Source organism: Shewanella sp. SR44-3, from assembly GCF_014163735.1.
Lineage (GTDB): Bacteria > Pseudomonadota > Gammaproteobacteria > Enterobacterales > Shewanellaceae > Shewanella.
In genome coordinates this window covers 76,896-103,895 of record NZ_JACJDV010000003.1, presented here as the reverse complement: position 1 = coordinate 103,895, position 27,000 = coordinate 76,896, and the positions used below count along the sequence as shown (strand labels likewise).

General features: G+C 44.4%; 27 protein-coding genes. 19 read left to right on the top strand and 8 right to left on the bottom strand.

Annotation, left to right across the window (positions count from 1 at the left end; genetic code table 11):
* The first annotated feature begins 24 nt into the window (after nucleotides 1-24).
* The 9 genes from sspA (at nucleotide 25) to H5073_RS02770 (ending at nucleotide 11,554) form a co-directional block, all read left to right on the top strand.
* Nucleotides 25-654: a stringent starvation protein SspA gene (sspA, locus tag H5073_RS02810; protein WP_182676764.1), complete on the top strand. Its 630-nt coding sequence runs from the start codon at nucleotides 25-27 to the stop codon at nucleotides 652-654.
* The gene (locus H5073_RS02805) at nucleotides 654-1,112 is read left to right on the top strand and encodes a ClpXP protease specificity-enhancing factor (RefSeq protein WP_182676762.1); all 459 of its coding nucleotides are present in this window, start codon (nucleotides 654-656) and stop codon (nucleotides 1,110-1,112) included. The genes sspA and H5073_RS02805 overlap by 1 nt, the downstream gene beginning before the upstream one ends.
* Nucleotides 1,113-1,205: 93 nt before the next feature.
* A complete protein-coding gene (locus tag H5073_RS02800; protein ID WP_182676760.1) occupies nucleotides 1,206-1,778 on the top strand; it encodes an aminodeoxychorismate/anthranilate synthase component II in 573 nt (190 codons plus the stop codon).
* Between the two features lie 17 nt (nucleotides 1,779-1,795).
* Nucleotides 1,796-4,279, top strand: a complete 2,484-nt coding sequence (locus tag H5073_RS02795; RefSeq protein ID WP_182676758.1) for a S9 family peptidase — start codon at nucleotides 1,796-1,798, stop codon at nucleotides 4,277-4,279.
* Nucleotides 4,280-4,418: 139 nt separating this feature from the next.
* On the top strand, nucleotides 4,419-5,561 hold the full coding sequence (locus H5073_RS02790; protein ID WP_182676757.1) for an HDOD domain-containing protein: 1,143 nt from the start codon (nucleotides 4,419-4,421) through the stop codon (nucleotides 5,559-5,561).
* Nucleotides 5,562-5,895: 334 nt separating this feature from the next.
* Nucleotides 5,896-7,113, top strand: a complete 1,218-nt coding sequence (locus H5073_RS02785; protein WP_182676755.1) for an aspartate aminotransferase family protein — start codon at nucleotides 5,896-5,898, stop codon at nucleotides 7,111-7,113.
* Nucleotides 7,114-7,216: 103 nt separating this feature from the next.
* Nucleotides 7,217-8,236: an arginine N-succinyltransferase gene (astA, locus tag H5073_RS02780; protein ID WP_182676753.1), complete on the top strand. Its 1,020-nt coding sequence runs from the start codon at nucleotides 7,217-7,219 to the stop codon at nucleotides 8,234-8,236.
* A gap of 9 nt (nucleotides 8,237-8,245) precedes the next feature.
* Nucleotides 8,246-9,706, top strand: coding sequence for a succinylglutamate-semialdehyde dehydrogenase (gene astD / locus H5073_RS02775; protein ID WP_182676751.1), 1,461 nt, complete (start codon nucleotides 8,246-8,248; stop codon nucleotides 9,704-9,706).
* 246 nt (nucleotides 9,707-9,952) lie between these two features.
* The gene (locus tag H5073_RS02770) at nucleotides 9,953-11,554 is read left to right on the top strand and encodes a methyl-accepting chemotaxis protein (protein ID WP_182676749.1); all 1,602 of its coding nucleotides are present in this window, start codon (nucleotides 9,953-9,955) and stop codon (nucleotides 11,552-11,554) included.
* Nucleotides 11,555-11,713: 159 nt separating this feature from the next.
* Here the strand turns inward: H5073_RS02770 and crp are convergent, their stop codons facing one another.
* The gene (gene crp, locus H5073_RS02765; protein ID WP_182676748.1) at nucleotides 11,714-12,349 is read right to left on the bottom strand and encodes a cAMP-activated global transcriptional regulator CRP; all 636 of its coding nucleotides are present in this window, start codon (nucleotides 12,347-12,349) and stop codon (nucleotides 11,714-11,716) included.
* A gap of 364 nt (nucleotides 12,350-12,713) precedes the next feature.
* On the opposite strand from crp, the gene H5073_RS02760 reads away from it, so the two are divergent.
* Nucleotides 12,714-13,505 (top strand): tetratricopeptide repeat protein, encoded by a 792-nt coding sequence (locus tag H5073_RS02760; protein ID WP_182676746.1) that lies wholly within the window; start codon nucleotides 12,714-12,716, stop codon nucleotides 13,503-13,505.
* A 44-nt stretch (nucleotides 13,506-13,549) separates the two neighbouring features.
* Here the strand turns inward: H5073_RS02760 and H5073_RS02755 are convergent, their stop codons facing one another.
* The 3 genes from H5073_RS02755 to H5073_RS02745 form a co-directional block, all read right to left on the bottom strand.
* Nucleotides 13,550-14,422 carry a phosphoribulokinase gene (locus tag H5073_RS02755; RefSeq protein ID WP_182676744.1) on the bottom strand — a complete coding sequence of 291 codons (873 nt, stop codon included), beginning with the start codon at nucleotides 14,420-14,422 and terminating at the stop codon, nucleotides 13,550-13,552.
* 68 nt (nucleotides 14,423-14,490) lie between these two features.
* Nucleotides 14,491-14,733: a YheU family protein gene (locus H5073_RS02750; protein ID WP_182676742.1), complete on the bottom strand. Its 243-nt coding sequence runs from the start codon at nucleotides 14,731-14,733 to the stop codon at nucleotides 14,491-14,493.
* Nucleotides 14,733-15,704 (bottom strand): hydrolase, encoded by a 972-nt coding sequence (locus H5073_RS02745; protein ID WP_182676740.1) that lies wholly within the window; start codon nucleotides 15,702-15,704, stop codon nucleotides 14,733-14,735. Before H5073_RS02745 ends, H5073_RS02750 begins: the two co-directional genes overlap by 1 nt.
* Nucleotides 15,705-15,820: 116 nt before the next feature.
* Between H5073_RS02745 and H5073_RS02740 the strand changes: the two genes are divergently transcribed.
* The 7 genes from H5073_RS02740 (at nucleotide 15,821) to H5073_RS02710 (ending at nucleotide 22,272) form a co-directional block, all read left to right on the top strand.
* Nucleotides 15,821-16,330, top strand: a complete 510-nt coding sequence (locus H5073_RS02740; protein WP_182676739.1) for a TAT leader-containing periplasmic protein — start codon at nucleotides 15,821-15,823, stop codon at nucleotides 16,328-16,330.
* A gap of 107 nt (nucleotides 16,331-16,437) precedes the next feature.
* Nucleotides 16,438-18,030, top strand: a complete 1,593-nt coding sequence (locus tag H5073_RS02735; protein WP_182676737.1) for a GMC family oxidoreductase — start codon at nucleotides 16,438-16,440, stop codon at nucleotides 18,028-18,030.
* 339 nt (nucleotides 18,031-18,369) lie between these two features.
* Nucleotides 18,370-19,362, top strand: coding sequence for an aldo/keto reductase (locus tag H5073_RS02730; protein WP_182676735.1), 993 nt, complete (start codon nucleotides 18,370-18,372; stop codon nucleotides 19,360-19,362).
* A gap of 68 nt (nucleotides 19,363-19,430) precedes the next feature.
* On the top strand, nucleotides 19,431-20,645 hold the full coding sequence (locus H5073_RS02725) for an MFS transporter (RefSeq protein ID WP_182676733.1): 1,215 nt from the start codon (nucleotides 19,431-19,433) through the stop codon (nucleotides 20,643-20,645).
* Nucleotides 20,642-21,031 (top strand): carboxymuconolactone decarboxylase family protein, encoded by a 390-nt coding sequence (locus tag H5073_RS02720; RefSeq protein ID WP_182676731.1) that lies wholly within the window; start codon nucleotides 20,642-20,644, stop codon nucleotides 21,029-21,031. Before H5073_RS02725 ends, H5073_RS02720 begins: the two co-directional genes overlap by 4 nt.
* A 173-nt stretch (nucleotides 21,032-21,204) precedes the next feature.
* Nucleotides 21,205-22,041, top strand: a complete 837-nt coding sequence (locus H5073_RS02715; RefSeq protein WP_182676729.1) for a hypothetical protein — start codon at nucleotides 21,205-21,207, stop codon at nucleotides 22,039-22,041.
* A gap of 12 nt (nucleotides 22,042-22,053) precedes the next feature.
* A complete protein-coding gene (locus tag H5073_RS02710) occupies nucleotides 22,054-22,272 on the top strand; it encodes a tautomerase family protein (RefSeq protein WP_182676728.1) in 219 nt (72 codons plus the stop codon).
* Nucleotides 22,273-22,327: 55 nt separating this feature from the next.
* Here the strand turns inward: H5073_RS02710 and H5073_RS02705 are convergent, their stop codons facing one another.
* Entirely contained in the window at nucleotides 22,328-22,807 is a 480-nt protein-coding gene (locus tag H5073_RS02705; RefSeq protein WP_182676726.1) for a MarR family winged helix-turn-helix transcriptional regulator, read from the bottom strand.
* A gap of 292 nt (nucleotides 22,808-23,099) precedes the next feature.
* Here H5073_RS02705 and H5073_RS02700 point away from each other — a divergent pair, with 292 nt between their 5' ends.
* The gene (locus tag H5073_RS02700; protein ID WP_182676724.1) at nucleotides 23,100-23,507 is read left to right on the top strand and encodes an HIT family protein; all 408 of its coding nucleotides are present in this window, start codon (nucleotides 23,100-23,102) and stop codon (nucleotides 23,505-23,507) included.
* Here the strand turns inward: H5073_RS02700 and H5073_RS02695 are convergent.
* On the bottom strand, nucleotides 23,484-23,915 hold the full coding sequence (locus H5073_RS02695) for a TIGR02444 family protein (RefSeq protein WP_259394796.1): 432 nt from the start codon (nucleotides 23,913-23,915) through the stop codon (nucleotides 23,484-23,486). The genes H5073_RS02700 and H5073_RS02695 overlap by 24 nt on opposite strands.
* Nucleotides 23,916-24,170: 255 nt before the next feature.
* A complete protein-coding gene (locus H5073_RS02690; protein WP_182676720.1) occupies nucleotides 24,171-26,081 on the bottom strand; it encodes an ABC transporter ATP-binding protein in 1,911 nt (636 codons plus the stop codon).
* 157 nt (nucleotides 26,082-26,238) lie between these two features.
* Here H5073_RS02690 and H5073_RS02685 point away from each other — a divergent pair, with 157 nt between their 5' ends.
* The gene (locus tag H5073_RS02685; RefSeq protein ID WP_182676718.1) at nucleotides 26,239-26,436 is read left to right on the top strand and encodes a YheV family putative zinc ribbon protein; all 198 of its coding nucleotides are present in this window, start codon (nucleotides 26,239-26,241) and stop codon (nucleotides 26,434-26,436) included.
* 24 nt (nucleotides 26,437-26,460) lie between these two features.
* Here the strand turns inward: H5073_RS02685 and H5073_RS02680 are convergent, their stop codons facing one another.
* A complete protein-coding gene (locus tag H5073_RS02680) occupies nucleotides 26,461-26,970 on the bottom strand; it encodes a DUF4124 domain-containing protein (protein WP_182676716.1) in 510 nt (169 codons plus the stop codon).
* Nucleotides 26,971-27,000: the final 30 nt, after the last annotated feature.

The window sequence follows — 27,000 nt, the reverse complement described above, 5'->3', positions numbered from 1 at the left end:
TTTTTACGACTCTGGAGGGTATCAATGGCTGTTGCTGCCAACAAACGCTCTATCATGACACTGTTTTCCGGTGCCGATGATTTATATAGTCATCAAGTACGTATCGTACTGGCTGAGAAAGGGGTTACTGTAGATGTTTTACAGGTAGACCCAAGTGATAAGCCTGAGGAGTTACTGGAAGTAAATCCATATAACTCTGTGCCTACCTTGGTAGACCGTGAATTAGTTTTGTATGAGTCACGTATCATTATGGAATATTTGGATGAGCGTTTTCCACATCCACCATTGATGCCTGTTTATCCAGTTTCTCGTGGTCAAAGCCGTCTGATGATGCATCGCATCGATTCTGATTGGTACAGCTTGGTTGAACGTATCCGTAAGGGTGAGAAAGCCGATGCTGCTCGTAAGGAACTGACTGAAAACTTAGTAGCTTTAGGGCCGGTTTTTGCTGAAATGCCGTATTTCATGAGCGAAGAATTCGGTCTGACGGATTGCTATCTTGGTCCATTATTATGGCGTTTGCCTGTACTAGGTATTACCTTAGACAGTCGCACCTCTAAAGATATCAATGCATACATGACACGCATTTTTGAACGTGAGTCATTTAAAGCATCGTTAACTGAGGCTGAGCGCGAAATGCGCATGGGCATGTAATGACAGCTATTACTGCTAATCGTCCATATTTGTTGCGTGCTTATTACGAATGGTTGATGGATAACCATTTGACGCCGCATGTGGTTGTGGATGCCTTTGTAAAAGGGACTCAAGTACCTCAGCAGTTTGTTAAGGACGGTCAAATCGTACTTAACATTGCCGAAGGTGCAGTGGCCAGTTTGCACATGGGTAATGATTTTATTGAATTTAATGCCCGTTTTGGTGGGGTACCACAACAAGTGGTTGTCCCATTAGCGGCCATTGTGGCTATTTATGCCCGTGAAAACGGTGCTGGCACAGTGTTTGATATGGAAGATGCTTATATGATTGAAAGTGAGCTAGATCAGCTTTCTTCAGTGGCACCAGCCTTGTCTAGTGTTAAAGATACAAATTCAGAAGAAGCGCAAGCGCCTAAAGAAACAACCAAGCGCCGTAGCCATTTAACTTTGGTTGAATAAGCTAACAGCGCGCAAACTAAAAACCAGTCAATTGACTGGTTTTTTTATATCATAAACTTTATTAACCTTAGGGTGTTTGATGCTGGAGCAGCAATGCTGTTAATGATAGATAACTATGATTCTTTTACCTTTAACTTGGTGCAGTATTTTCAGCAGTTGGGGCAAGATATCTTGGTTAAGCGAAATGATGAGATAAGCCTTGAAGATATAAGCGCCTTAGCACCAAGCCATCTGGTTATCTCTCCTGGGCCGTGCAGCCCAAATGAAGCCGGAGTCTCTCTAGGGGCTATCGCACATTTTGCGGGTAAACTCCCCATCTTAGGGGTATGTCTTGGGCATCAGGCCATAGCACAAGTTTTCGGCGCCAATGTTATCCGCGCCAAACGTGTTATGCATGGCAAGACTAGTCAAATCAGTCATCAGGGCAAAGGCCTGTTTAACGCATTGGCTCAGCCATTACAGGTAACACGTTATCATTCGCTTATCGTCGATTCAGTGCCTGAAGGGTTTGAACTCGACGCTTGGTATGATGACCCAGTACATGGGCGTGAAATTATGGCCATGAGCCATCAAAAGCTTAAGCTCTATGGGGTACAGTTTCACCCAGAATCGATTTTAACCTTACAAGGCCATGAATTACTGGCCAACTTTCTAAAGCAAAACTAATAAAAAAGGGATGTTCCATGAAGCGTTTTATGAGAAATTTCGCCTTCAGTGCACTGTCTGTCGCAATTGTCAGTGGCTGTAGCCTTACAGATAAAAGTCCGCAAGCTCAAGTTGATGCCAATCCCGTCATAACAGCGCCGCTTGCGAGTCCACCAATCGCTGCAAACAAGCTTACCCTAAAGCAAATTATGGCTGATCCAGATTGGATGGGAATCGCTTCTCAAGGTGCTTATTGGAGTGATGACGGTCAATCTGTGTATTTCAGTCGCCAGCCCAGTGAGGCAGCCACAGCGCAGCTTTATCAGCAGCAATTAACTCAAACTAAAGCTGAGGCTATAACTGTGGCTAAGCTTCATTTAGCTGATCAGCGCGGCGGTGAATTAAACTTAGCTAAAGATAAAAAAGTGTATCTTTATCAGGGTAACGTATTTATTAAAGATCTCGTTTCTGGGGATATCAAGCAGCTGACACGTCAAAATGATGCAATAGACGGTGCCCGCTTCTTAAATAATGGCGATGTGGCCTATTGGCAAGGGAATAATGTTTATCGTCTGCATCAAGACAGCGGCCTGATTGAGCAAATAGCGGCAATCCTAATGAGTAAAGCCCCTAAAGAAGTTGCGGAACCTGAAACTTATATTGCTAAGCAGCAACATAGACTGATCCAGTTTGTTGCTAAAGAGCACCATAAAGCCAAAGAAAGGCAAGCAAGCCGCAAGATTTTAAGCCTGCAAGATCCTAGTTTTGCTAATAAAAGCTGGTATTTAGGTGATTCTGAAGTGGTATCTGAGCTGAGTTTATCGCCCAATGGCCGTTACCTATTATTGTCCTTAGTGGACAAAGATTACGACTGGCGTAGCGAGCATGACATTATGCCTAACTATTTAGGTAAGGATGGCTATGTTGATGCGGTGCCAGCACGCGCGCGGGTCGCTGAAGACAATCCGCCTGGTGAGCGTCTGGTGCTATTGGATTTAGAGAGCCACACTAAAAAAGACATCACCATTGAAGGTCTTACAGGATTTGATCAAGACGTACTTGCCAGTGTTAAAGCTGAGAATGCCAAGGCCAAAGGCGAGACTTATCAAAGCCAATCCCAAGTGCGAAAAGTACAACTAATGCAGGATTGGGGTTGGAATCAAAGCGCAATTCAATGGAATGATGCCGGCACTGATTTGTTAGTGCTGCTTGAATCTGTTGATAATAAAGACCGCTGGCTTGCCCGTGTAGACCTTAATAAAGGTACGCTTATTACTGAGCACAGACTGCATGATGATGCCTGGATAAATTATGACTATAACCAGTTTGGCTGGGTGCCAGATAGCGATAAGTTTTATTACCTATCTGAAGAAAGTGGCTTTTCACAGCTGTACCTAAAACAAGTGGGCAAAAGTTCAGTTGCGTTGACTCAGGGAAAATTTGTGGTCGACTCCTTAACGCTATCAAAGGATGGCAAGCATATATATTACCGTGCTAACAATGAGCACCCAGGTGTTTATAACGTGCATAGAGTTAAGATAGCAAACAGTCAATCTGAGCAGCTCACGAACTGGAAAGGCACTTTAGATTACAGCCTTAGTCCAGATGGTCAATCATTATTGTTAACCGCATCAAGCTTAACGACGCCCAATGAGCTCTATATCCAAGCAATAGGTGGCGCGCGCACTGCACTGACTGACGACACCAGTACTGAGTTTAAGCAGTACCCTTGGCAGGCGCCTAAAATTGTTGCTGTACCCTCAAGCCATGGCGCTGGAGTAGTGCATGCCAGAGTCTACTTACCCGAAGGCTATGATGCGACTCAAGCCGATAAGTACCCAGCAGTCATCTTTAATCATGGTGCAGGTTACTTGCAAAATGCTCACTATGGTTTTTCTGGCTATTTCCGTGAGTTTATGTTCCATAATCTACTCGCCCAGCAAGGTTATGTGGTGATGGACATGGATTATCGTGGCTCAAAAGGTTACGGCCGTGATTGGCGCACTGCGATTTATCGCAATATGGGGCATCCAGAAGTTGAAGACTTAAAAGATGGCGTCGCTTGGATGGCGAAACATGTTAATGTTGATGCTAATAAGGTGGGTACTTACGGTGGTTCCTACGGCGGCTTCTTAACCTTTATGGCACTCTTTAATGAGCCTGAGTTATTCCAAGCAGGCGCTGCACTTCGGCCTGTGACAGATTGGGCACATTATAATGCGGGTTACACATCGAATATTTTAAATACTCCGGATGATGACCCTATAGCTTTTGAACGTAGCTCACCCATTGAGCACGCCCAAGGCTTACAGAAACCCTTGCTTATAATGAGCGGTGTGCTAGATGATAACGTCTTCTTTCAAGACAGTGTACGTCTAGTACAACGCTTAATTGAACTTGAAAAGCCGATGTTTGAAACAGCCATTTACCCAGTAGAGCCCCATGGTTTTAAACAGCCTTCAAGCTGGCTTGATGAATACCGCCGCATTTATAGACTGTTCGAGCAAGAACTCAAACAATAGTTCTTGTATATCAGGTACAAAAAACAGCCAATGGATTGGTAAATAAGAGAAAAGGCTTCTAAAAAGAAGCCTTTTGTATATTTATTGCATAGACTTAGCTGGCATTGCTGGTGTTAACGTATTGAGAGGGCAAGTATAGGTGGCAATATCTGTTGCGGGAGGCGTTAAGCCTGGCAAGATTATTGAGGTTGAATTTAGACTCTATCAGCAGCTATTGGTTGGCAAAAAGGCCACGCTGAAGATGGAAGATGAGCTCGATACTCAGCTTGATGATGTTGCCAATAAGCTTGAGATTGAACGTGCTGCCATTAAGCTTAGATTGGACAAACAACTTAAGGCTAAGGCTTTGTATCAAGCTATCTCAGAGCAGCTGTCAAACGCTGTCAGCAAAGATATGGAGCACCAGCTAAGTTGGCCAGAAAAAGTCTCTGATATTTCTGGAATAAGCCAAACGCAGCTGTTATTGCTAGATTTATTGGCATCGAAAGATGTCAATCTTGCCCGTTTACGGCCACTTATTGATGATTCAACTTGGTTGGCCAATGAACTGACTGCAATAATCAATAGCCCCTCATCTCGTCATCGCCGTACTACTAGAGGCAATATACAGGTGAGCGATCTTAAATTGATCCTCAATTATATTGGTGTCGAAAACCTCAGATTGTTAGTACCGTATTTTTGTTTACGACATTGGCTGCCTTCAGGTAACGCGAATGTGCTCTGGGCTGCGCGTAAATTATGGCGTTACAGCATAGTCAGTGCGATTGCAGCGCAAACTTTAGCCCAATTACATGGAAAGAATGTCAGCTTGGTTTATACCTGTGCTTTATTAAACCAGCTTGGCAGTGCCGTGGTGCTAAACTGCGGTGCGCGGATGTTTGAGAAGCATTGGCGAACCTGGTTACAAGAGGCTAGTCGCGGTCGGGATAAGGAAGTCCATGATGCTATTTTAGCCACCGACTTTCCAGCCAATGAGATTTTTAATCAAGTGATGCATTATGGGCAAAAGTACAGTTGGCAACTGCTGACGTTGCAATCTTTTGATGATAGTCCGATAACCCAAGTGTTGAAGGAGTTAGATCTCGAATATCACTTTTGTGAGTTGTCACCAGAGGCGGCATTAGTGGCTAAAGCTAGCTGTTATGCTAAGGTGTATTTATTAGATGAACTTAAGTTGATTGAGCATCAAGAAAAAAGATTAATGTTTGATTATTATGAGTTTTCTTCCAGCGAGCTTGCTTGTCTTAAAGGGCTCAATTTTCGTAAGTTGGACTTACTTTAATCCCAAGTTCGATGACGAGTTTTTTATTCTGCCTATTTTGCTATTTATTCACTTTTGCAGCCTTCAAGCATAAAAAAGACTGAAATATCTTTTTTATGACTATTTATGCTATTTATCTCACGGCTTAGCGGGTTTAAAGTGAATAATATTCAATCTTTATGCAGATTATTGACTGCAACTGAATAGTTGAAATGTGAATAACTGGTATTTTGATCACATTTTGCTAATAATAACCCCATGCAACACAAGAATCCGCCTAATTACTAACACTAATAATGAACTAATGCGGAAACAGCAGCGTAATCGCTGTAGACAACAAAAAGGATGAAATCCAATGAGCGTTGAAATGAAACTAAATCGTGCCCAGTTTGATGAAGTTATGGTGCCTAACTATGCACCATCCACAGTGATCCCAGTTCGTGGTGAAGGTAGCCGAGTGTGGGACCAAGAAGGCACTGAATTTGTCGATTTTGCCGGTGGTATTGCGGTTAACTGCTTAGGTCATTGTCATCCAGCTTTAGTTGGCGCCCTTAAAGCGCAAGGCGAGAAGTTATGGCATTTATCTAATGTGATGACTAATGAGCCAGCACTTGAATTAGCCACTAAGCTTGTGAATGCGACATTCGCAGAGCGGGTGTATTTTGCCAACTCAGGCGCAGAAGCCAACGAAGCGGCACTTAAACTTGCCCGTCGTTACGCATTAGACAATCATGGTGCAGATAAAGATCAAATTATCGCCTTCGATAAGGCGTTCCACGGTCGTACTTTCTTTACTGTTACTGTGGGCGGCCAAGCGGCATATTCTGACGGTTTTGGCCCTAAGCCACAAAGCATCACTCACGTGCCTTTCAATGACATCAAAGCATTAGAAGCTGTGGTATCTGACAAAACCTGCGCCATCATGCTTGAGCCACTGCAAGGCGAAGGCGGCATCATTAATGGCGATCCAGAGTTTTTAAAAGCGGTACGTGCTTTGGCAGATAAACACGATGCCTTGGTTATTTTTGATGAAGTGCAAACCGGTGTAGGTCGTACTGGGGAGTTATTTGCTTATATGGAAACGGGCATAGTGCCAGACATTTTAACCAGTGCTAAAGCCTTGGGTGGCGGTTTCCCCATTGCAGCTATGCTAACAACGGCTAAAGTTGCAGCACACCTTAAAGTGGGTACTCACGGTTCAACCTATGGCGGTAACCCATTGGCTTGCGCTATCGGTAATGCAGTATTAGACGTAGTCAACACTAAAGAAGTGCTAGCGGGCGTTAAGCACCGTGAACAGTTATTCCGTGATGGTCTGGCTAAAATTAATGATAAATATCAGGTGTTTTCTGAAGTTCGTGGTAAAGGCTTGTTATTGGGCGCCGTGTTAAACGAGGCTTACAAGGGCCGTAGCCGTGAGTTCTTAATGGCAAGCATAGCTGAAGGCTTAATGAGCTTAGTTGCTGGTGCTGACGTGGTGCGATTTACGCCTTCGTTAGTGATCCCTGAGGCTGACATTGCCGAAGGTTTAGCTCGCTTTGAGCGCGCCGTTGCTAAAGTCGTGGCAGGCTAATGAAGAAAAAGAGTGTGGCTTAGGCTGCACTCTTTTTTTGTATGCTTAACAAATAAAGGGGCCTAGCGTCCCTTTGTTTGTGGGTGACATGAAGGAGAAATTGATGTTAGTCATACGTCCAATTTGTGCCCAAGATTATGATGCCCTTTACCAAGTGGCCATAGACTCTGGACATGGATTTACTTCTTTGCCTGTAAATGAAGAGCTATTAAAGTCAAAAATAGCCCGGGCAGAAGCATCGTTTAATAAGCAAATTGATAAGCCGTTTGATGAAGGCTATTTGATGGTGCTAGAAGACACGAAAACGGGTCAGGTCGTAGGCACTTGCGGTATTGAAGCTGCAGTGGGCATGGAAGATGCTTTCTACCATTATCGTTTAGGCACTGAGGTGTACCATTCGCAGCAGATTTCGGTGCGAAATGAAATTGAAACCTTAACCTTATGCCACGATTACACTGGTGCAGCCGAGCTGTGTACCTTGTTTTTAAACAAAGACTACCGCAAAGGCAATAATGGCCGCATGTTATCACGGTCGCGTTTCTTGTTTTTGGCGCAACATGCAGAGCGCTTTGGTGACACAGTTATTGCTGAAATGCGTGGCGTTAGCGATGAGAACGGCGATTCACCGTTTTATGAGTGGCTACAGAAACACTTTTTAGGCATAGATTTTGTCGAAGCCGATTATTTATCAGGCCTTGGCAAGAAGACGTTTATGGCGCAGATGATGCCAAGAAGTCCAGTCTACGTGAGTTTGTTGCCTAAAAAAGCCCAGAAAGTTATAGGGGAAGTGCATAAAAGCACCCGCCCTGCCTTGAGGCTCTTGCAGGCAGAAGGGTTTAAATTCCGCAATTATGTGGATATTTTTGATGCTGGCCCAACGGTAGAATGTGGACTTCGCGATATTCGCGCGGTGAAGCGCAGCCGCTTAGTAACAGTGAAAATTGGCACTATGCCTCATTCAGATGAGCATTTTATCATCGCCAACACCTTATTGGCTGATTACCGTGCAGCTCAAGCCAAATTATTACTCACAGAAAGCCAAGACAGCGTGGTGATCAGTCAACAGATTGCCACAGTGATGAAGCTTAATGAAGGCGACCAACTTCGCGTTCTAGCAATGTAAGGAATTAACATGACTCAATATATTAATGGCCAGTGGTCTACAGGTCTTGGCCATCAGGTCAGCTCAATCAATCCGGCCAATGGCGAAAGTATTTGGAATGGCGTGACGGCGACTGCCGATCAAGTAAACCAAGCGGTAGATGCAGCAAGAGCAGCTCAGTTTGATTGGTTTATGCTTGGGTTTGCAGCTCGCTTGGCCATAGTTGAAGCTTATCGCAGCGAACTTGAAGCCAATAAAGCGCATTTAGCCGAAATTATTGCCCAAGAAACGGGCAAGCCACAATGGGAAACCGCCACTGAAGTCGGTGCCATGATAGGCAAAATTGCACTGTCAGCGGCGGCGCACGACAAGCGCACTGGCACAGAAACGAACGAGCTAGCCGGAGGCCGCGCTGTACTGCGTCACAAGCCTCACGGCGTAGTTGCGGTATTTGGCCCTTATAACTTCCCCGGTCACTTACCTAATGGCCATATAGTGCCAGCTCTACTTGCTGGTAATACCGTGGTATTTAAGCCATCAGAGTTAACCCCAAGGGTTGCTGAAGAAATGCTTAAACTTTGGGATAAAGCCGGTCTGCCTAAGGGGGTGATTAATTTAGTCCAAGGTGAAGTTGAAACGGGGAAGGCGTTAGCGTCACATCCTCAAATTGATGGTTTATTCTTTACCGGCAGCTCGCGCACCGGCCATATTTTGCACCAGCAATACGCAGGTCACCCAGGCAAAATCTTAGCCTTAGAAATGGGCGGCAATAATCCGCTTATTGTTAAGGGCGTGAGTGATACTAAAGCTGCTGTTCATGACATTATTCAGTCGGCTTACATCTCATCGGGTCAACGTTGTACTTGTGCTCGCAGGCTTTATATTGAACAAGGTGCTGCAGGTGACGAGTTAATTGCCCAATTAATTATTGCAGTTAATAATATTAAAGTCGGTGCTTGGAATAGTCAGCCACAACCTTTTATGGGCTCGATGATTTCTGAAACTGCGGCTCGTGGCATGGTGGCTGCACAGGCGACATTGCAGTCTTTAGGCGGCGTGTCCTTGGTTGAGCTTGCACAAGTAAAAGTGGGCACAGGCATAGTGTCTCCTGGGCTAATTGATGTCACTCAAATCGCTGAATTACCAGATGAAGAATATTTTGGTCCACTACTTCAGTTAGTGCGTTATAGCGACTTTGATGAGGCCATTCGTTTGGCGAATGCGACCCGCTACGGTTTATCTGCTGGTTTATTAGCTGATAGCCGCGATGATTACGATTACTTCTTAGCCCGTATTCGCGCCGGTATTGTCAACTGGAACAAGCAAATTACAGGCGCATCAGGCGCGGCGCCATTTGGCGGTGTAGGTGCATCAGGCAATCACAGAGCCAGTGCATTTTATGCGGCTGACTATTGTGCTTATCCTGTTGCCTCCATGGAAGCTGATCATGTCAGCATGCCAGCAAGCTTAAGCCCAGGTCTAGCTATCTAATCTCAAGACATCAGTATGATGCCAATTAAGAGCACAGTTTGACTTAAGTCAGGCTGTGCTTTTTTATTTTTTAATGATTGCTGTAATTATTTTTGCAATAAAAATAACTGACTAACGGTCAACTAGATTTAGCCATATAGACTAGAATTAGATTTCAATTAGCTTTAGCAGTATTACCAAAGTAAATCTTTTCTTATTTTTACCCGCCACTTAGTGTTACTCGCGTTTATTTGCAAAGGAACTAGCATGTCAGAGATATTTAATTCGATAAAAGCCAAAATCTTTATGGGGTATGCGACCTTATTGCTGATGACGTTAATAGCAGCCAGCTTATTGGCCGTTAGCAATGAAAGTGTTAATGATAAAACCAATGCGTTTATCGCTACTACGTTACCATCATTAACCAGCCTTAATCAGCTTGAAATGACCACTAAAGAGTTGGTTATTATAGGCTACTCCCTCTACGGCACTACCTTAAATGGTCAAGAATTTACTGATAAACGTACTGAATTAATGACTGTGCTTATGGCAGAGCAAGCCAAGCTTAAGGGCTTGGGGGTGAGCGGTTTAGATAAAGGCATAGCAGATTTAGGCGTAGCCTTGGATGCGCTAGCCGAGGTGATGACAAAAAACTCTGTGGACTGGGATCTTGCTCGTGACAAGCTTAACTTGCTAAGTGACAGCGCCAGCAAACTTAAAGCGTCTTTGATGAGTCTTTCATCAGAGGTGTCCAACAGTGCAGAGCAGCGCAGCGGTGAAATTCAAGCGCAACTTTCTGATAGCACCTTATTGATCATGTTACTGGTTAGCGTGACTATTATAGTGTCGCTACTGGCTTATATTTTAGCCAAATCTCAAATTGCTAGCCCCATACAATCATTAGCCAGTCAGCTTATTACAATCGCCAAGAATCGTAACCTCAAAGGGCAATTACCTATAGCTTCAGTATCTGAAATTGGCACTGTAGCCTGCAGTATTAATGGCTTGATTGAGGTGTTTCATCAAGGCATGGTGGATGTGAACGATGCTATCGACAGCATTAATTCAGCGGTTAGGCAATTAAGTGATAGCTCTTCAACTTCGACTCACAGTGTAAAGCAGCTCAAAGGTAATATTAATGAACTCGTTGCTGTGATGGACAGGTTGGAGGATCACATGCAGCAAAGCTTAAGTCATTCAGAGGAGGCGGCGACAGCGGCGCAAAATGGGGCTAAGAGCATGGCTGATAGTCAGCAAGGTGTGGTCGCAACGGCTGATAGTATCGGCGAACTGGCAAATGACATTGAAAAAACCTCAGAGATGTTGCTGACACTGCAAACCGCGGGAGATCAAGTTTCTGACGTCGTTAAGACCATTGCTGATATTGCAGCACAAACTAACTTGTTGGCATTAAATGCCGCGATTGAAGCTGCAAGAGCCGGTGAAACGGGGCGTGGCTTTGCTGTCGTTGCTGATGAAGTGCGCACCTTAGCATCGAGGACTCACCACTCTACGGTTGAGATTAACCAGATGCTGGAAAAAATTGTCCAATCTATTCAAGGTGCTGTGGGCAATATGAACTCTAATCGTGAGAAGGCTCAAGTATCGGTCAGCCTAACGAATCAATTGGTGAATAGCTTAGAGGAAAGCCGTCAGGTGATTTTGTCTCTTGCTAGTGTAAGCCAAGAAGCTGCTGAGCTTGCCAGTGGTGCTCAGCAAGAAGCCTCTAGAGTACAGCGTCAAGTGCAGACGTTCCAAGCGCTAGGCGATGAGGTCTCAAGTGGTACTCAAACGGTTGAGCACACAGGGCAATCCCTGGCTGAGCTTGCGAGTCGACTGTCGGTTCGAGTGAAACAATTTAAGATTTAATCGGATTTGTATAAACTGAATCTAGATGGTAACTGTTTAGCAGCCTTGAGCTGAGGGATGTGTGCTATCTCAAAAATGGATACAAAAATGGCAATGATACTATGTCGATAACATAGCCCATTGCCATTTTTACTGCGGCTTAAAGCTAACTCTATAGCGTTAGCGAGTACCGTAAACCACTATGGTTTTACCGTGAGCTTGAATAAGATTTTGCTCTTCAAGCATTTTCAAAATACGGCCAACTGTTTCGCGAGAACAACCTACAATCTGACCAATTTCTTGGCGAGTGATTTTGATTTGCATGCCATCTGGATGCGTCATAGCATCAGGCAATTTCGCTAGGTGTAATAAGGTTTGTGCAATACGGCCTGCAACATCAAGGAAGGCTAAATCCCCCACTTTTTGGCTAGTGCTGTGTAAGCGGTGAGCCATTTGCGAGCTTAACTTCATTAAGATTTCAGGGTTAACTTGGATGAGTTGTCTAAATTTCTTGTAAGAAATTTCAGCAATTTCACATGCCTGTTTAGCGCGAACCGATGCAGTACGTTCAGCTTGCTCTTCAAATAAGCCTAACTCACCGATGAAGTCACCTTGATTTAGATAAGATAAGATCATTTCCTTACCTTCTTCATCTTTGATGAGGACAGCAACACCACCTTTAACTATGTAGTACAAGGTGTCTGAATCTTCACCTGCATGAATAAGCGTGCTTTTGGCAGGGTATTTATGGATGTGACAATGTGAAAGAAACCACTCCAAGGTCGGATCCGGTTTTGGCTTACCTATCAGTGCCATATGTCTATACCTCGATAAAAATGAATGTAAGGATTATCTAATTAAGGATTTTACGTCATCAATCAAGGCAAAACGTTGACCAAGATCGTATTTAATTAATAGAGTCATACTAATTGACTAAACTGGACGCTCGATTCTCCGTTATTAACTTAATATGTCAACTTAAAAACGGATTTAGCTTAAGGATGGCTGTGCGTTTGTCGGTTTAGTCACACTTTACTCAAGCTCAATGGACGAATTTCATCAATGAAACTGTTTTACTTGTTGTATTGAATGGCGTTGATGGTTAATGTTGCAAGAGTTTGTTGACAGTAAAAATAAGCAGACTTAATTCATAAGCGTTAGATAAATACAGAGGTTGGTTGTGACGTATTCTCCTAAATTTGCCGTGTTAGCCTTAAGCCTTTATCTGGCCAGTGTGTGGCAAACTGCCCAAGCATTTAGCTTGCCTGCAACGCCTGCTTCTCAAGCTGCCACTAAATTGATGCAAATTCAGCTTAAATCCCAACAGGGAGATGCCGAAGCGCAGTTTTTATTGGGGCTGATGAATTTATCAGGTCGCCATGTGGTAAAGGATGTTAACACTGGGCTGCATTGGGTTGAGCAAGCGGCAATGCAGGGCCACCTTAAAGCCCAGCAGGCATTGGCTGACTTATCCTTCGAAGGTAAGCTGTTTCCTCGTGACTTAGCCCTTGCTGAGCGTTGGTATCTGGCTTTGAGTCAGGCTGGCGACACCTGGGCGCATTTTCGTTTAGGGTTTATTTACTCTTCTGGCGGTAATGGGGTTAATCGTGATTGTGGTAAAGCTGTGACTCAGTTTTCGGCAGTGGGTGATGCTGTGGCTTTAGGTAATGTGGCGTGGATTTTAGCCACCTGCCCAGAAGCGCAATTTAGAGATGGCTCGCGGGCGGTGAAGTTATCTTTGCAATTGTTACAAGATAATCAAAACGATCCGGCTAATTTAGATAACTTAGCTGCAGCTTACGCTGAGGTAGGGGACTTTTCATTAGCGGTGCAAACCCAAGAAAAGGCCATCAACGCACTTAAGCTAAAACCTGAACCTGCAAACCATGATGAATTCCAACGTAGGTTACAGCAATACCAGAACAAGCAAGCCTACCGTGAGGTCATTTCACTTGAAGATTCGCTCAAATAACGGCGGATTTTAAGTTCATCGGTACAAAAATAAAACTCGTCCAGTTACTGCTGTGCGAGTTTTTTGTTCATTAAATCTCTGATAAGTGGCGTTAAAATCAACTCCATGGCCAAAGACATTTTACCACCAGGCACCACCATGGTATTAACCCTAGACATGAACGACCCTTGCAGCATACTTAAATAGTAAGGGAAATCGACATTATTTATGCCGCGAAAGCGGATCACCACGAAGCTTTCATCAAGGCTTGGGATGTCTTTGGCACTAAAGGGGTTTGAGGTGTCGACTGTAGGGACTCGCTGGAAATTAATGTGAGTGCGGGAGAATTGCGGCGTCATATGGGTAATGTAATCATCCATGCTGCGCACAATAGAGCCCATGACTTTCTCGCGGCTGTGACCTCGCTCTGAGGTGTCACGAATAATCTTTTGGATCCACTCCAAATTTACAATCGGCACCATGCCGATAAGTAAATCTACATGCTTGGCCACATCGGCATCGTCTGTAACCACGCCTCCATGAAGGCCTTCATAATAAAGAATGTCGGTATTTTCAGGTAAAGGACGCCATTGGGTAAAAGTGCCTGGCATTTGATTAAAAGGCACGGCTTCATCGAAGGTGTGTAGGTAGCTGCGCGTCAATCCTTGGCCTGTCTCGCCATAGGTGCGAAAACATTCTTCTAGTTTCGGGAAGTCATTGGCTTGGGAGCCAAAATAGCTCAAATTTTGGTTTTCGGCTTTAGATTTGCGGATCAGCACTTCCATCTCAGCGCGGGTGAAGTTATGAAAGCTGTCACCTTCAATAACTGCTGCATTGATCCCAAGCTGCCTAAAAATATGATTAAAGGCCGTGGTTGTGGTGGTTGTGCCTGCCCCGGAGGAGCCGGTGACAGCTATGATAGGGTGTTTCGCTGACATGTGATTACCTAAAAGTGAGCCGTATAACCTGTTAGTTATACGGCACTCTTATGCGTTAGGCAATGGGCTTAACTGCCGCTTAATAGATGATTTTTATGACGAATGGCAATTGAGTCGTCATCTTCACTGTATTCAACGACCAGCTCTCCCGCTTTAAGGGCTTGGCGGCACTGGCTTATAGCATGGCTTAAGGCATCATCTTGCAATTGGCCAAAGCTGCCATCCTCAATCTGGGCGAACAAGTATTCTTTGATGAGGTTTTCTACTGTGTCGCTGGGTAAGCCGAGTAAAGCCTGATAGGGCACTAGCATTATGGATTGCTCTGTAATAAGAAACTTAACACCCTAGGCTCAAGATAAAATCTTGGCTTCCAAGGAAAACCGCCGGCGATAAAGCCCACGTGGCCACCAAATTCATGGGCCTCATAACTCACATTTGCTGACATTTCATGCTCTTGTGGCATCACAGCCGCAGTCATAAAAGGATCATCCATAGCGTGGATCACTAAGGTGGGTTTGCAAACTTTTTTAAGGTAAGGCAGGGCACTGGCTTTTTGATAATAGTCAGCAACGCCAGTGAAACCGTGTAGTGGTGCGGTGACTTTATCGTCAAAGGCTTCAAAGGTGCGCAGCTTTCTCAGTTGCCAGCGAGAAATTGGCATTTGCTTGCCGATGATCGGCGTTTTGAGCTTTTGACGCATTTTTTTGCGCAATTTTTTAAGTAAAAAGTTTTGATATACTTTAGAAAAACCATGTTCTAATTTTTCAGCGCAAGCCGCCAGTTGCAGTGGCGCGGAGATCACCACGGCTCGGTCAATTAAGCTTTTATCTTGAAACTCACCCTGATATTTTGCTAACACGTTCCCGCCTAAGCTATAGCCCACAGCAAATAATGGCGACTCAGGATAGTAGTGTTTCAGCTGGTGCAAGGTATAGTGCAAATCTTGAGTGTCACCACTGTGGTAGCTGCGAGCAAGGCGGTTTGGTTCGCCGGAACAGCCTCTATGGTGATGTACCACGGCGCACAATTTGGCCTCTTTGGCTGCCAGTAACATGCGGCGAGCATAATGAGAATCGGCGCTACCTTCAAGACCGTGTATGATGACCATAATTGGGTCGCCATTTTGTGGACTGCCAAGCCAATCGAGGTCGATAAAATCACCATCGTCCAGCTCTTGTCTTTGTCTGAATGTTGTAGGTCTTGCGACTTTGAATAGCAAAGGTAAAATGGTTTGGGTGTGTGGGTTATTTGCCCACCAAGGCGGTGTAAACTGCTTATTCATAAAGGGTACTTCTGTCCAACTTGGTACAAGATAATCCAGCTCACTCTATCATAAATGCTCTGCCTGCGACAAAGACATAAGATGACACTGTAAAATAACTTTAAGAGAGCCCGCCCATGCAGCGACGCACCTTTTTAACCGGCGCCTTTGTCGGTACCGCAGCTTTAGCCCTTGGGGTGAACCTTTACCCAAACAAGGTAGAAGCTCCTGCGGAGGATTTATATTCACGATTACTTTTTAGCGTGCTGGTGCCGGTATTTCTTGATGGCATGCTGCCTGAAGTGGCTAAACCAAGGGAAGTGGTGATTAACCGCACCTTAGATGCGATTTCAGAGGCAATAAAAGTCTTGCCTGATGAGCAACAGTCAGAGCTGGCTGAGCTGTTAGGGCAGCTTGAAAGCCGTTTAGGGCTCTTGCTTGTTAGTGGCAGTGTCACGCCGCTTATTATGCGTCAGCCACAGCAATTAGTTGCCATGTTAGAGTCATGGCGGTTTCATTATCTACAATTGTTGCAAACGGCGTACTTAGGTTTACGAGAGCTGGTAATGGCAAGTTATTATGCCTGCCCTGAACATTGGAGTCGCATAGGTTACGCTAAGCCTAGTTTTTTACTTGAGTCACAATAGGTGTAGGGGTCGTAGGCTGGCCCTAGAGGTGAGTCATGGTGGACGATTGGGCGGTTAAATCTTGTGTGGCTTGAGCTGTTGAGTATTGGTTAATTGGAGTGTTGCTTTTGAGTATTGTCGATCCCATTGAAAACGGCCTTAAAAGCGGCTGGCAGCATATTGATGCCAGCAGGTTAGAAACTGCGCAGCATTTTGAAGCCGATGTGGTTATCGTTGGCACAGGGGCTGGTGGCGGGGTTGCAGCTGAAGTGCTAACTCAAGCTGGGCTGAAGGTCATTATGATAGAAGCGGGTGCGCTTAAATCCTCTAAAGATTTTGATATGGAAGAACGCACTGCCTACCCCAATCTTTATCAGCAAGCGGCAGCGATGAAAACCGCTGACAAAGGCATTAGTATTTTTCAAGGCCGCACCGTTGGTGGCTCAACCACCATTAACTGGACCACATCCATTCGAACCCCTGAGCCCACTTTAAATTTTTGGGCTAAGGAAAAGTCGGTTGTAGGACTTAATGAACAGAGCATGACGCCTTGGTTTGAAGCCATGGAGCAGCGGCTCAATATCAGCACTTGGAAGTATGAGCCGAACCGCAATAATGGTGCCTTGCTCGAAGGCTGCAATAAGCTTGGCTGGCAAAGTACAGTTATTAAACGCAATGTAAAAGGCTGCTGGAACACAGGCTATTGCGGCATGGGCTGTCCGGTAAATGCTAAGCAATCTATGCTAGTGACTACCATTCCCAGTGCCTTAGATTCAGGGGCGCAATTAATTAGCCGCGCTAAAGTGATGCAGATAGAGCACAGTGAAGGCAAGGTCATAGGCCTTAAGGCACAAGCGGTTAGCAATAATTTTGAACCCCAAGGCGTCACGCTGACGTTTTCGGCTAAGCATTACATTTTAAGCGCCGGTGCCATCCATACTCCCGCATTACTCATGCGCTCCAATACTCCCGATCCTTTTGAGCTGCTAGGCAAAACCTTCCTGCATCCGTCGTTATTGTCTGGTGCTATTTATAATGAGCAAATCAAAGGCCACAGCGGCGCGCCGCAATCCATCTATTCTGATGAGTTTGTCTGGCGTGATGGTGCCAGTGGCGAGCTAGGCTACAAATTAGAAGTGGCGCCAGTGCACCCGGTGCTGGTGGCCTCAAAAACCTTAGGCTACGGTCAGAGTCATGCTGAATTGATGAAAAATTTCAACCGCATGCAAGTGGTTATCGCCCTTATTCGTGACGGCTTTAATGAGCAATGCCCCGGCGGTCAAGTGCGCTTAACCGATAACGGCTTCGCGTTAGATTACCCATTAACAGAAGGTTTTTGGCAAGGGGCAAGAAGGGCATTTTTAAGCATGGCTGAACTGCAGTTTGCCGCAGGTGCTAAACAAGTTATGCCTATGACTGAGGGACTGCCACAACTTAATTCTTGGACTCAAGCTAAGGCTGAGATTGAAATCGCAGATTTAGGATTGCTGCGCACAGTTGTGGCATCGGCACATGTGATGGGTGGCTGCCCTATGGGGGAAGACAGACTCATCTCCATGGTCAACAGCGAAGGCAGCAGCCATTACTTAGAAAACTTATCTGTCATGGACGGTTCAGTATTTCCAACCAGCCTAGGAGCAAATCCGCAGCTGTCGATTTACGCCCTCGTTGCCCGCAATGCCAGTCTGCTAGCTCAAAGGCTAAAGCCTGTTGTTGGATAAGCTGTTAAATTAGCGCCATTAAACGCCAGCGTTTAATGGCGCTGCCAACATAAGAGCTCAATAATCTATTAATAAAAGGCAATAAGGTCATTATTGTCTCACCAAATGACTGTACTTCTGTGTGGTGGCCCTGTCTTTCGAGTGCCCCCTCTCACTTCATGTAGTGCCCTCCATCTTTAGTTTGAAATTACTTAAGTGCCACTCAGCAATACCCTGCCCTGAAGCGGCTTTAGCGCCATACCAGCTGTTAAGTTTATAAACAGAGTTGACTTAGCACTGTTTAGGTGTTGATATTACGATATCGTACTATATTGTTAAGGGTAATTTAAGGATGAATTCATGAGGAAAATCTTATTAGGCAATAGTGATATTCAGGTTTCAACTCAAGGCTTGGGTTGCATGGGGATGTCAGAGTTTTATGGTGAGATTGATCCATTAAATGCTTATCAAGTATTAAAAGAAGCTATTTCATTAGGTGTAAATTTTTTTGATACCGCAGACATGTACGGTTATGGTGAGAATGAGCGTCTATTATCAGAAATACTCTCACAACATCCAATCAGAGAACAATTAGTCATAGCGACTAAATGCGGTATTGTCAGGGATAAGAGTCAGCCAACTGCTCGTCATATTGATAACAGTCCAGAGTATATTAAGGCCAGTTGTGATCATAGTACTTTGCGATTAAATACACATATCGATCTCTATTATTTACATCGTGTGAAAGATGACAAACAGAGTATTAAATTAGCAATGCAAGCTATGGCAGAATTGCTCTCTGAAGGTAAAATTAGGGCGGTAGGCCTCTCGGAAGTTAGTGCAGAAAATATCCTGTTCGCTCACGATTGTTTGCTGACCTCTACCCAAGGGCGACAAGGTCTTAGCGCCATTCAAACTGAGTACTCCTTGCTTAGCCGTGACGTGGAGCGCAATGGGGTACTGGATACCTGTCAACAATTAGGCATTAGTTTTGTGGCTTACAGCCCTATTTGTCGTGGTTTACTAAGCGGTGCGATTCAATCGAAAGATGATTTAGTGGTGACAGATTTTAGGCAAAACTTACCACGCTTTAATCAAGCGAATTTGGCTCATAACAATCAATTCACTCAGGCGTTAGCTCAACTGGCTCAAGCTAATAACTGTACCGCAGCACAGTTATCCTTGGCCTGGTTGTCAAAACATCGCACTAATGTGATCAGTATTCCTGGTACTAAAAGGATTGAATATTTGCGTGAGAATGTGGCTGCTGCAGCTATCTCATTAAGTCAAAGTGATTATCAACATCTCACCGAACTCAGTGATGCCTTTATTGTTAAAGGCGAACGTTATTAATTCCGTATTAAATAACCTCAGTTAACGGTTTGTTTACTAAGTTAGTATTATTATATTTTGAGTTTATTATGTCTGAAAATAATCATTTATTTAGCTCCAACCTAAAAATGTGGCTGGCAATTTTTATTCTTGCCATCTCAACATTTACAATTGTTACTGCAGAATTAGCCCCGATAGGTTTACTTACCCCTATGGCGGAGAGTTTGAATCAGTCGGAATCCATGATTGGATTAACCGTCACGCTATATGCTTGGATTGGTGCCATTAGCGCCTTATTGTCGAGTATTTTTTTGGGGAATGTATCTAAAAAACGTTTATTGCTGGGGCTAATATTGATCTTGCTGGTCTCAAATATATTGTCTGCTTTAGCGAGCAGCTACACCTTATTGTTAGCCGCGAGGGTGGTCGGTGCATTATCACACGGTGCTTTTTGGGCCATGATAGGTGCACTGGCAATGTCGTTAGTGCCAGCAAGGCAGCTTGGTTTAGCTACATCGATTGTGTTTGGTGGGGTATCTGCCGCCAGTGTATTTGGTGTGCCATTGGCTAATTTTATTGGCAGTCAATGGACTTGGCAAAGTGCTTTCTGGCTAATCTCTTTGCTCAGTGTTTTATCTTTAGTTGGGATCCTCTGCTTAGTTCCTTCGGTAAAAGCGAACAGTGAACTGGGGGTGAGTGCACTCAAGCAAGTCATAACAGACCCTTTGTTATTAAAAATTTATGCCGCAACCTTTATTGCTATTACGGCTCATTTTACTGCATTTACCTTTATAGAACCGTATCTACAAACCAGTGACTCAGTATCCAACACTATGATAGCCATGATGCTATTTACTTTTGGCTGTGCAGGATTGTTGGGGAACTTCATTACTGGCGCTTTTATTGATCGCTACTTAAAACGCTTAATTGCAGTTGCCATAATCGCTATTGCCTGTGTGTTAGTGACATTAGGAATGGGGGCGCAAGCGTTAACTCAAACCTCTATTGTGCTGCTTATCTCTGTTTGGGGACTGGCGACATCGAGTGTGTTTGTCGGCTTTCAAACTTGGGTGTTAAAAACTGCGCAGCACAGAGCCTTCCCGGCATCTGCGGTGTATGTGTCTATTTTTAATGCGGCGATTGGTTCAGGTGCGCTATTGGGTGCTTGGCTGGTTGCACAATTTTCATTCGCAGTATTAATGATTTGCTCAGGATCTGCGATTGCATGCTCGCTTGTTTTATTGGCGCTTGCGGCCACTAATTCTGCCCGAGTAGAAATACTGCCAGAGGGGGAAAGTGTATGAGTGACAAACAAGGTTTATCTGAATATGGCAAGCAGATCATGAACCAATTACAAGATGGACTTGCCGAGCAAGTGATCGCTAGTTTGGGTGCGTTAGATGCAGAACTGCCAAAGTTGATTGTTAACTATGCCTTTGCTGATGTGGTGGGGCGACCGGGTTTAGATTTGAAAACCCGAGAAATGATCACCATAGCGTCTTTAATCACATTAGGTAATGCTCAGCTCCAATTAGCATTACACATGAAAGCGGCGCTAAACATAGGGGTAACACCTGCAGAATTGCTGGAAATTGTTATCCAAATGGCGGTTTACGCAGGGGTGCCAGCCTGTATGAATGCCATTAGCACATACAAAAGTGTGTTAGCCGCTACCAATGTATCGCCTTAAACAGTGAATAGTGTTGCTCATAAGCAAGAGCGACCAGTGAATGAAACGGCGATAGCCCATAAGCAAGATTATAGGTCATTCAGTTAGCTGGCGAACGGACTGGTGTAGCACTGTAAATCCACGGATGAGGCTACATCAGCGCCAGCAACTTATTTTTATCATAAGGATATATCATGCAACGTACTTATCCGTTAACTGTGACAACACAAGGACCCTTGTATCCCCCTAGCGAAATTATGAATTCAGATGGTCATTTTGTTGTGGTGGGAAATATACTGCGACAATCCCCTACAGGCATTGATATGCAATGGGGGGCTGCGCTTGTTAGTGCTAGCTCTAGCGTGCCAGAATTTGGGGCGCTAGCGGCTTATGACATTATTCGTGAATTGGATCCTCAAAATCTAGAGGAGGCAGCGGCTATGGTATTACATACTTTGCCACTTCCTCTGCCGTGCAATAACTACAGTATGTTGTTTGCTCCGGAGCAAGCGCCAGAGGCGCATCAAAAAATTCGACCAAGTTTAGGGTTACACCAAGCGGTACCCGACTTTGAGCTCGAGCATTCTAGGCAATTTAACCAGCCGATCACCTTAGGGAATTGGCTTAGGGCCCAAGGTGAATTGACCGTGACTCTGGTTGAACAGCAACAAGCGGCGAAGTTCCTCCTGTTAATGCAAAATTTGGTTCCTAACAGCCTCTACACTGTGATGGCATTACGTGAAAACGATCTCAACCCACTAGAGCCCAGTCGTCCAGGACCACTTGGGATCCCAAATTGTTTCATTACCGATGAAGAGGGATGCGGTCGCTATCAGGCCATTATGCAAAACCCGTTTCCCGCCCCAGAATTAAACCAAAATAGAATAATCAACATAGTCGTGCTGTTTATGAGTAGTCAATGCGCTCATGGTGGGGCGATAGGCTTGTATGGGCTGGGTGGCGATATTCATGCGCAACTGAAATTGCCTCAAGCGGCATTTTCTGAATTTATTACCATATCTAACAATTAAGGACACTCTATTATGCCGATTATTAATGTAACAACCTGGAAATCAGATGACCAACAGATGAAGAAAAAGTTAATTGAAGAATTAACGCGCACTGTGCATCAAGTGACTGGCGCGCCACTGGATAAAATTACCGTTTATTTGCAAGAAATCGATAATCAATATTGGGGTGAGGCTGGGATCACAGGGAATGATCCGCAGTTTGCTGAAATGAGCCGACGCAAAAATTACTAAGACAACGAATAATACCTTGGCTGCCCCTTTGACTCATGGCGGGGCAGTCTAAGTGTTAATCTTGTTTCAGACCTAACGCCATTTTTCGGGTCAGATGCAAAAATTGCTGTTTCTCATCTGTATCTAAATTATCACTCAGGCAGGCTAGCCAGTCTAATTGTGATTCAAGTACTTTCTCGAAAAATACCTTGCCGTCGTCGACCATACTTACGGTAAATGAGCGTCGATCAGTGGAGCCCATATTGCGTACCGCATAATGATGTTTTTCCAAAAAATCCATTACTGATGTCATTGCTGAACGGGTTAAGCCGGTCATACTGGAAAGTTCAGATGGAGTCAGTTCTCCCATATTGTACAGCAGTAACATGACCACAAAACGTCCTTCCGATAAGGCATATTGCCCCACTCGTTCGCCACATTGTTCAACAATTACATGATTGAGGGACAATAGCTCACCACATAACTGCATCGAAACATGATCTTTTCCTCTGATATTTGCTTCTTCAATCAAGACTTTATATTTAGGATTCAACATAGCTCTCAAACTTTAGTTTGTTACCTTACTATCAATCCTTTTATTATACATAACTGTAATAATTTAGCAGGATAATTGTGCAAAAATACTGCTTTTATTGCATTTTATGGCAAATTTATCGCGATAAAAAAATAATGCTGTGACTTTTATGGTTTGTACTTCAAGGGACTTGGAGTATGTTTATGGTCGTAAAATTCACATTAGATGATAGCTAAGTCTGTATGTATCACTTAGATGGTGGGTGTTATGAGAAGAGTAGGAATACTAAAACTTTGTCTATTTTTGAACTGGGATGACGGTAGTAGAGCAAATTGTTAGACGAGAAGTTGATGCCGTAATTCTTTACGAAACGGATAATGTCATCGAATTTTTAGATCACGACCCTATCAACCTAGGTCATGTATTAATTTGCCCTAAGAAACCCTATCACGATTTTATTGATGTCTCAGAAGATGTCATGGCGGAGATATTGCTGGTAGCAAGAGCCATTTATCGAAAAATAGTGAGTAAATATTCACCCGAAGGAGTTAGTTTACTTCAGAATAATGGCGGCTTTAATGAGCTAAAACACTTTCACCTGCATATCTTTCCAAGATTCAACAATGACGGCTTTAGGTGGGTGAGTGCCGAAATGGGTCTGCAAAGTATGGTAAAACTGCAGGCAGAAGCCATAGGCCTAGGCGACCACGGTTTCGTCTAGGCCGAATAGGCTTAAGTAGTTGTTGGTGTTACTGGCATCGCCATCGGCTTGGAATTGATTGAGTCTTTGCAGTAACATTTGCTGTGACTTACGCTCCATGATGAGCTCTACATTGAGCATTTTTTCATACTCAGTGCTGTCCATATGAGGCTTGGTCAACCGGCGTAGTTTACGATAGGGTTGCACCACATTATTCTCCCACAACTCGATGCAGGCAGTAAGGCTTTCCCACTGCTGTTGAGTGAAGAATAACTCTTGCTGATCTAAGTGTTGGGCGAGTAACAGTAAGTTAACATTGACCTGATAGGTATCTTGCAGCGCCAGGTAATGCTCAGTATTGACCTGATAATGTTGTTCGCAATCTTGCCATAACTGTGGGCTAAAGCGGAGTTTGTGTTGCGTTGTCATTGCTATACCCATTTATTGTTCCCTATTCACAGTTGCATCCCTCGGCAGTGAGCCATCTAATGGGAATATTTTTATTTGATTGACGCTAATCATTGTCATTACAGAAGTATTAGGTGGTTATTCACCTGTGAGAGTTAATCCAGTATTTGGCTTATTAGGCCCTTCATTAGAAAGCGACCCTAGGAGTAAATACTGAAGCTTAACCTATTGACAATTTTACTAAATAAAAATAATTCTCTTTGCGGTTAAGTTACACTATTCGAGTTCGAACTCAAGTTCTATCGCATCGATCTGCTCTTGCAGTTCTAGCCAATTCATTTCACTTTCTTCCATGGCTTGAGTCAGCGTTGTACGCTCATTCAATACCGCGGTCATTTGCGCCTTATTATCGGCTTCATAGAGGTTAGTATCGGCTAATGCCGCTTCTAACTCTGTGAGCCGTGCGGCATATTTGTCCTGAGCCGTTTCTAGTTTTGCTTGCAGCTTCTTAAGTGGCGACACTTTTTGTCTTAATTCAGCTTGAATGCGTTTTTGTAGTTTCTTATCTTGTTGCGGTTTGGCATCATCGCCATTGCTAGGGGTTGATTGGGCCGCTTTGGCCGCCTCTAGTAGCCACTGGTGATAATCATCTAAGTCGCCATCAAAGCTTGTGACCACGCCTTGGTCAACCAAGTAGTAATCGCTACAGCTTAAGCGCAATAGATGTCTATCGTGTGACACAATAACCATCGCGCCTTCAAAGGTTTGCAGCGCCATGGTTAAGGCGTGACGCATCTCTAAATCTAAGTGGTTGGTGGGTTCATCGAGCAATAATAAGTTGGGCTTTTGCCATACCAATAGCGCTAATACTAGGCGAGCTTTCTCGCCGCCTGAGAAGGGCCGTACTGGGGCCAGCGCCATATCACCATCGAAGCCAAAGCCACCAAGAAAGTTGCGTAATTCTTGCTCGCGAGCATTGGGGGCTAAGCGCACAAGATGCTGTAACGGTGTATCATCTAAGCGTAAAAACTCCACCTGATGCTGAGCAAAATAGCCAATATTGACGCCGGGATTTGGCTGGTAAAGGCCTGTTTTGGCTTGTAATTGCCCTGATAACAACTTAATAAGGGTTGATTTACCTGCGCCATTACGGCCAAGTAAGCCGATCCGAGCCCCTGGCACTAAGTTCAAATGTACCTTGCTTAAAATGGTGGTGTCGCCGTAGCCAACAGACACTTGCTCCATAGCAATAAGCGGATTTGGCAGGGCTTCTGGTTCACGAAACTCCATATAAAATGGACTTTGGGAGTGAGATGGCAGCAGTTCTGTCATTCGTTCTAGTGCTTTTAAACGGCTCTGGGCTTGTTTTGCTTTACTGGCTTTGTAGCGGAAACGGTCGACGAAGGTCTGCATGTGAGCACGCTCTTTTTGCTGACGCTCAAAAGCCACTTGTTGTTGGGCTAAACGCTCGGCGCGAATGCGTTCAAAGGCGCTGTAGTTACCCTTATAAAAATTCAATTTATAATGTTCAACATGCACAATTTCATCGACTATGCCGTCGATAAAGTCGCGGTCGTGACTGATCAGAATAAGTGTGCCTTGATAGGACTTAATCCAGCCTTCAAGCCAGTACATTGTGTCTAAATCTAAGTGGTTAGTGGGCTCATCGAGTAATAACAGTTCTGAGCGACACAACAGCGCCTGGGCCAAGTTTAAACGCATGCGCCAACCACCAGAAAAGCTTTTTACTTCATTGCCTTGTGATGTTTCACTAAAGCCAAGGCCTGCCAATAGTGCGCCAGCGCGGGCCTTAATGGCATAGCCGCCAATGGCATCAATTTGGCCATGAATTCGTGCAATGGCATTACCATCATCGTCGGCTTGGGCTTGATGTAGTTTGGCTTCTAATTCGCGGTATTCAGTGTCGCCATCAATAACATACTCAAGTGCTGACACTTCAAGGGCGGGAGTCTCCTGAGCTACTGTGGCGATGCGCCAACCTGAAGGCAAGCTGAACTCCCCTTTATCTAAATGAAGTTGCCCTAAGATCAGCGCCATGAGTGATGATTTACCGGTACCATTGGCGCCCACTAGGCCGACCTTGTGGCCAGGATAAATGGTTAATGAGGCTTCATCGAGTAAGGTCTTGGTACCGCGGACTAATTGTGCTTGGCTAATGCTAATCATGAATGACAACTTAGTTGGAGAAATAAAGGACGAAATTGCCAAGGATAATACCCTAGAAGCCACTTATTTCCCATTAGTTAGGGAAAAGAGAGACGTTCTGACAGATAAGCAGTTAAAATGGCGGCACTGAACATAGATTTTTCGTGGAAAAAGGCTAATGACTAAGATAAAAAAGCGCTTTGTGGCTGGGGCAAAATGCCCCAAATGTGGTGCTAGAGACAGTATTTTACTCTTTAAAGAGCACGGCGTAGAAACCATAGAGTGCACTGATTGTGATTATCGCGAGCAGCAAACCGAAGAAAAAGTCGCTCAAAAAGCTACCGGTGCTGTGATTGGCGTATTCAAGCCAGATTAAATCGGGCTTAATATTTTCTAGCGCTTATTCTGGCTCAGGCATAGCGGCTAATATTTGCATTTTACGGTCATTGAGCAGTTTTATCATATTTAAGTTACTGGCGATGAGTTCATCGTATCTTTGATGAGTTTTGGCTAGCTCAGCAAGGTATTTGGGGTCAGTTTTTTCTAACTTATCCCAATAAAGCTTGCGTTCTAATTTTTGAATTTCACTGACACGAATAATATCAAAATAGCTATTTTCTTGCTTGAGGCGATACAGCTCACCGTCCAGGAGTTGCAAAAGTTTCTCTACTGATATGGTGCCGCCACTGCTGAGAATATCTTTTAAAGGGTCGTTAGCCTGCACCCGTCTGTCGGTATCAGTTTCTGTCGTTATTCCTAGCTGGTATTCAATTCTATGCTGGCTAAAATCATCGGGGCAAGCATTTTGGCTGAAAACGACCTTGCCGTCTTTCATGCATTTGTAAATGGTATTGCTCTGGCCGACTAAAGGCCACCAGCATAATACCAAGAGGAGGAGCTTTCTCAACATGCAGTTCTCAGTCCTTTGGTCAGGCAAAAT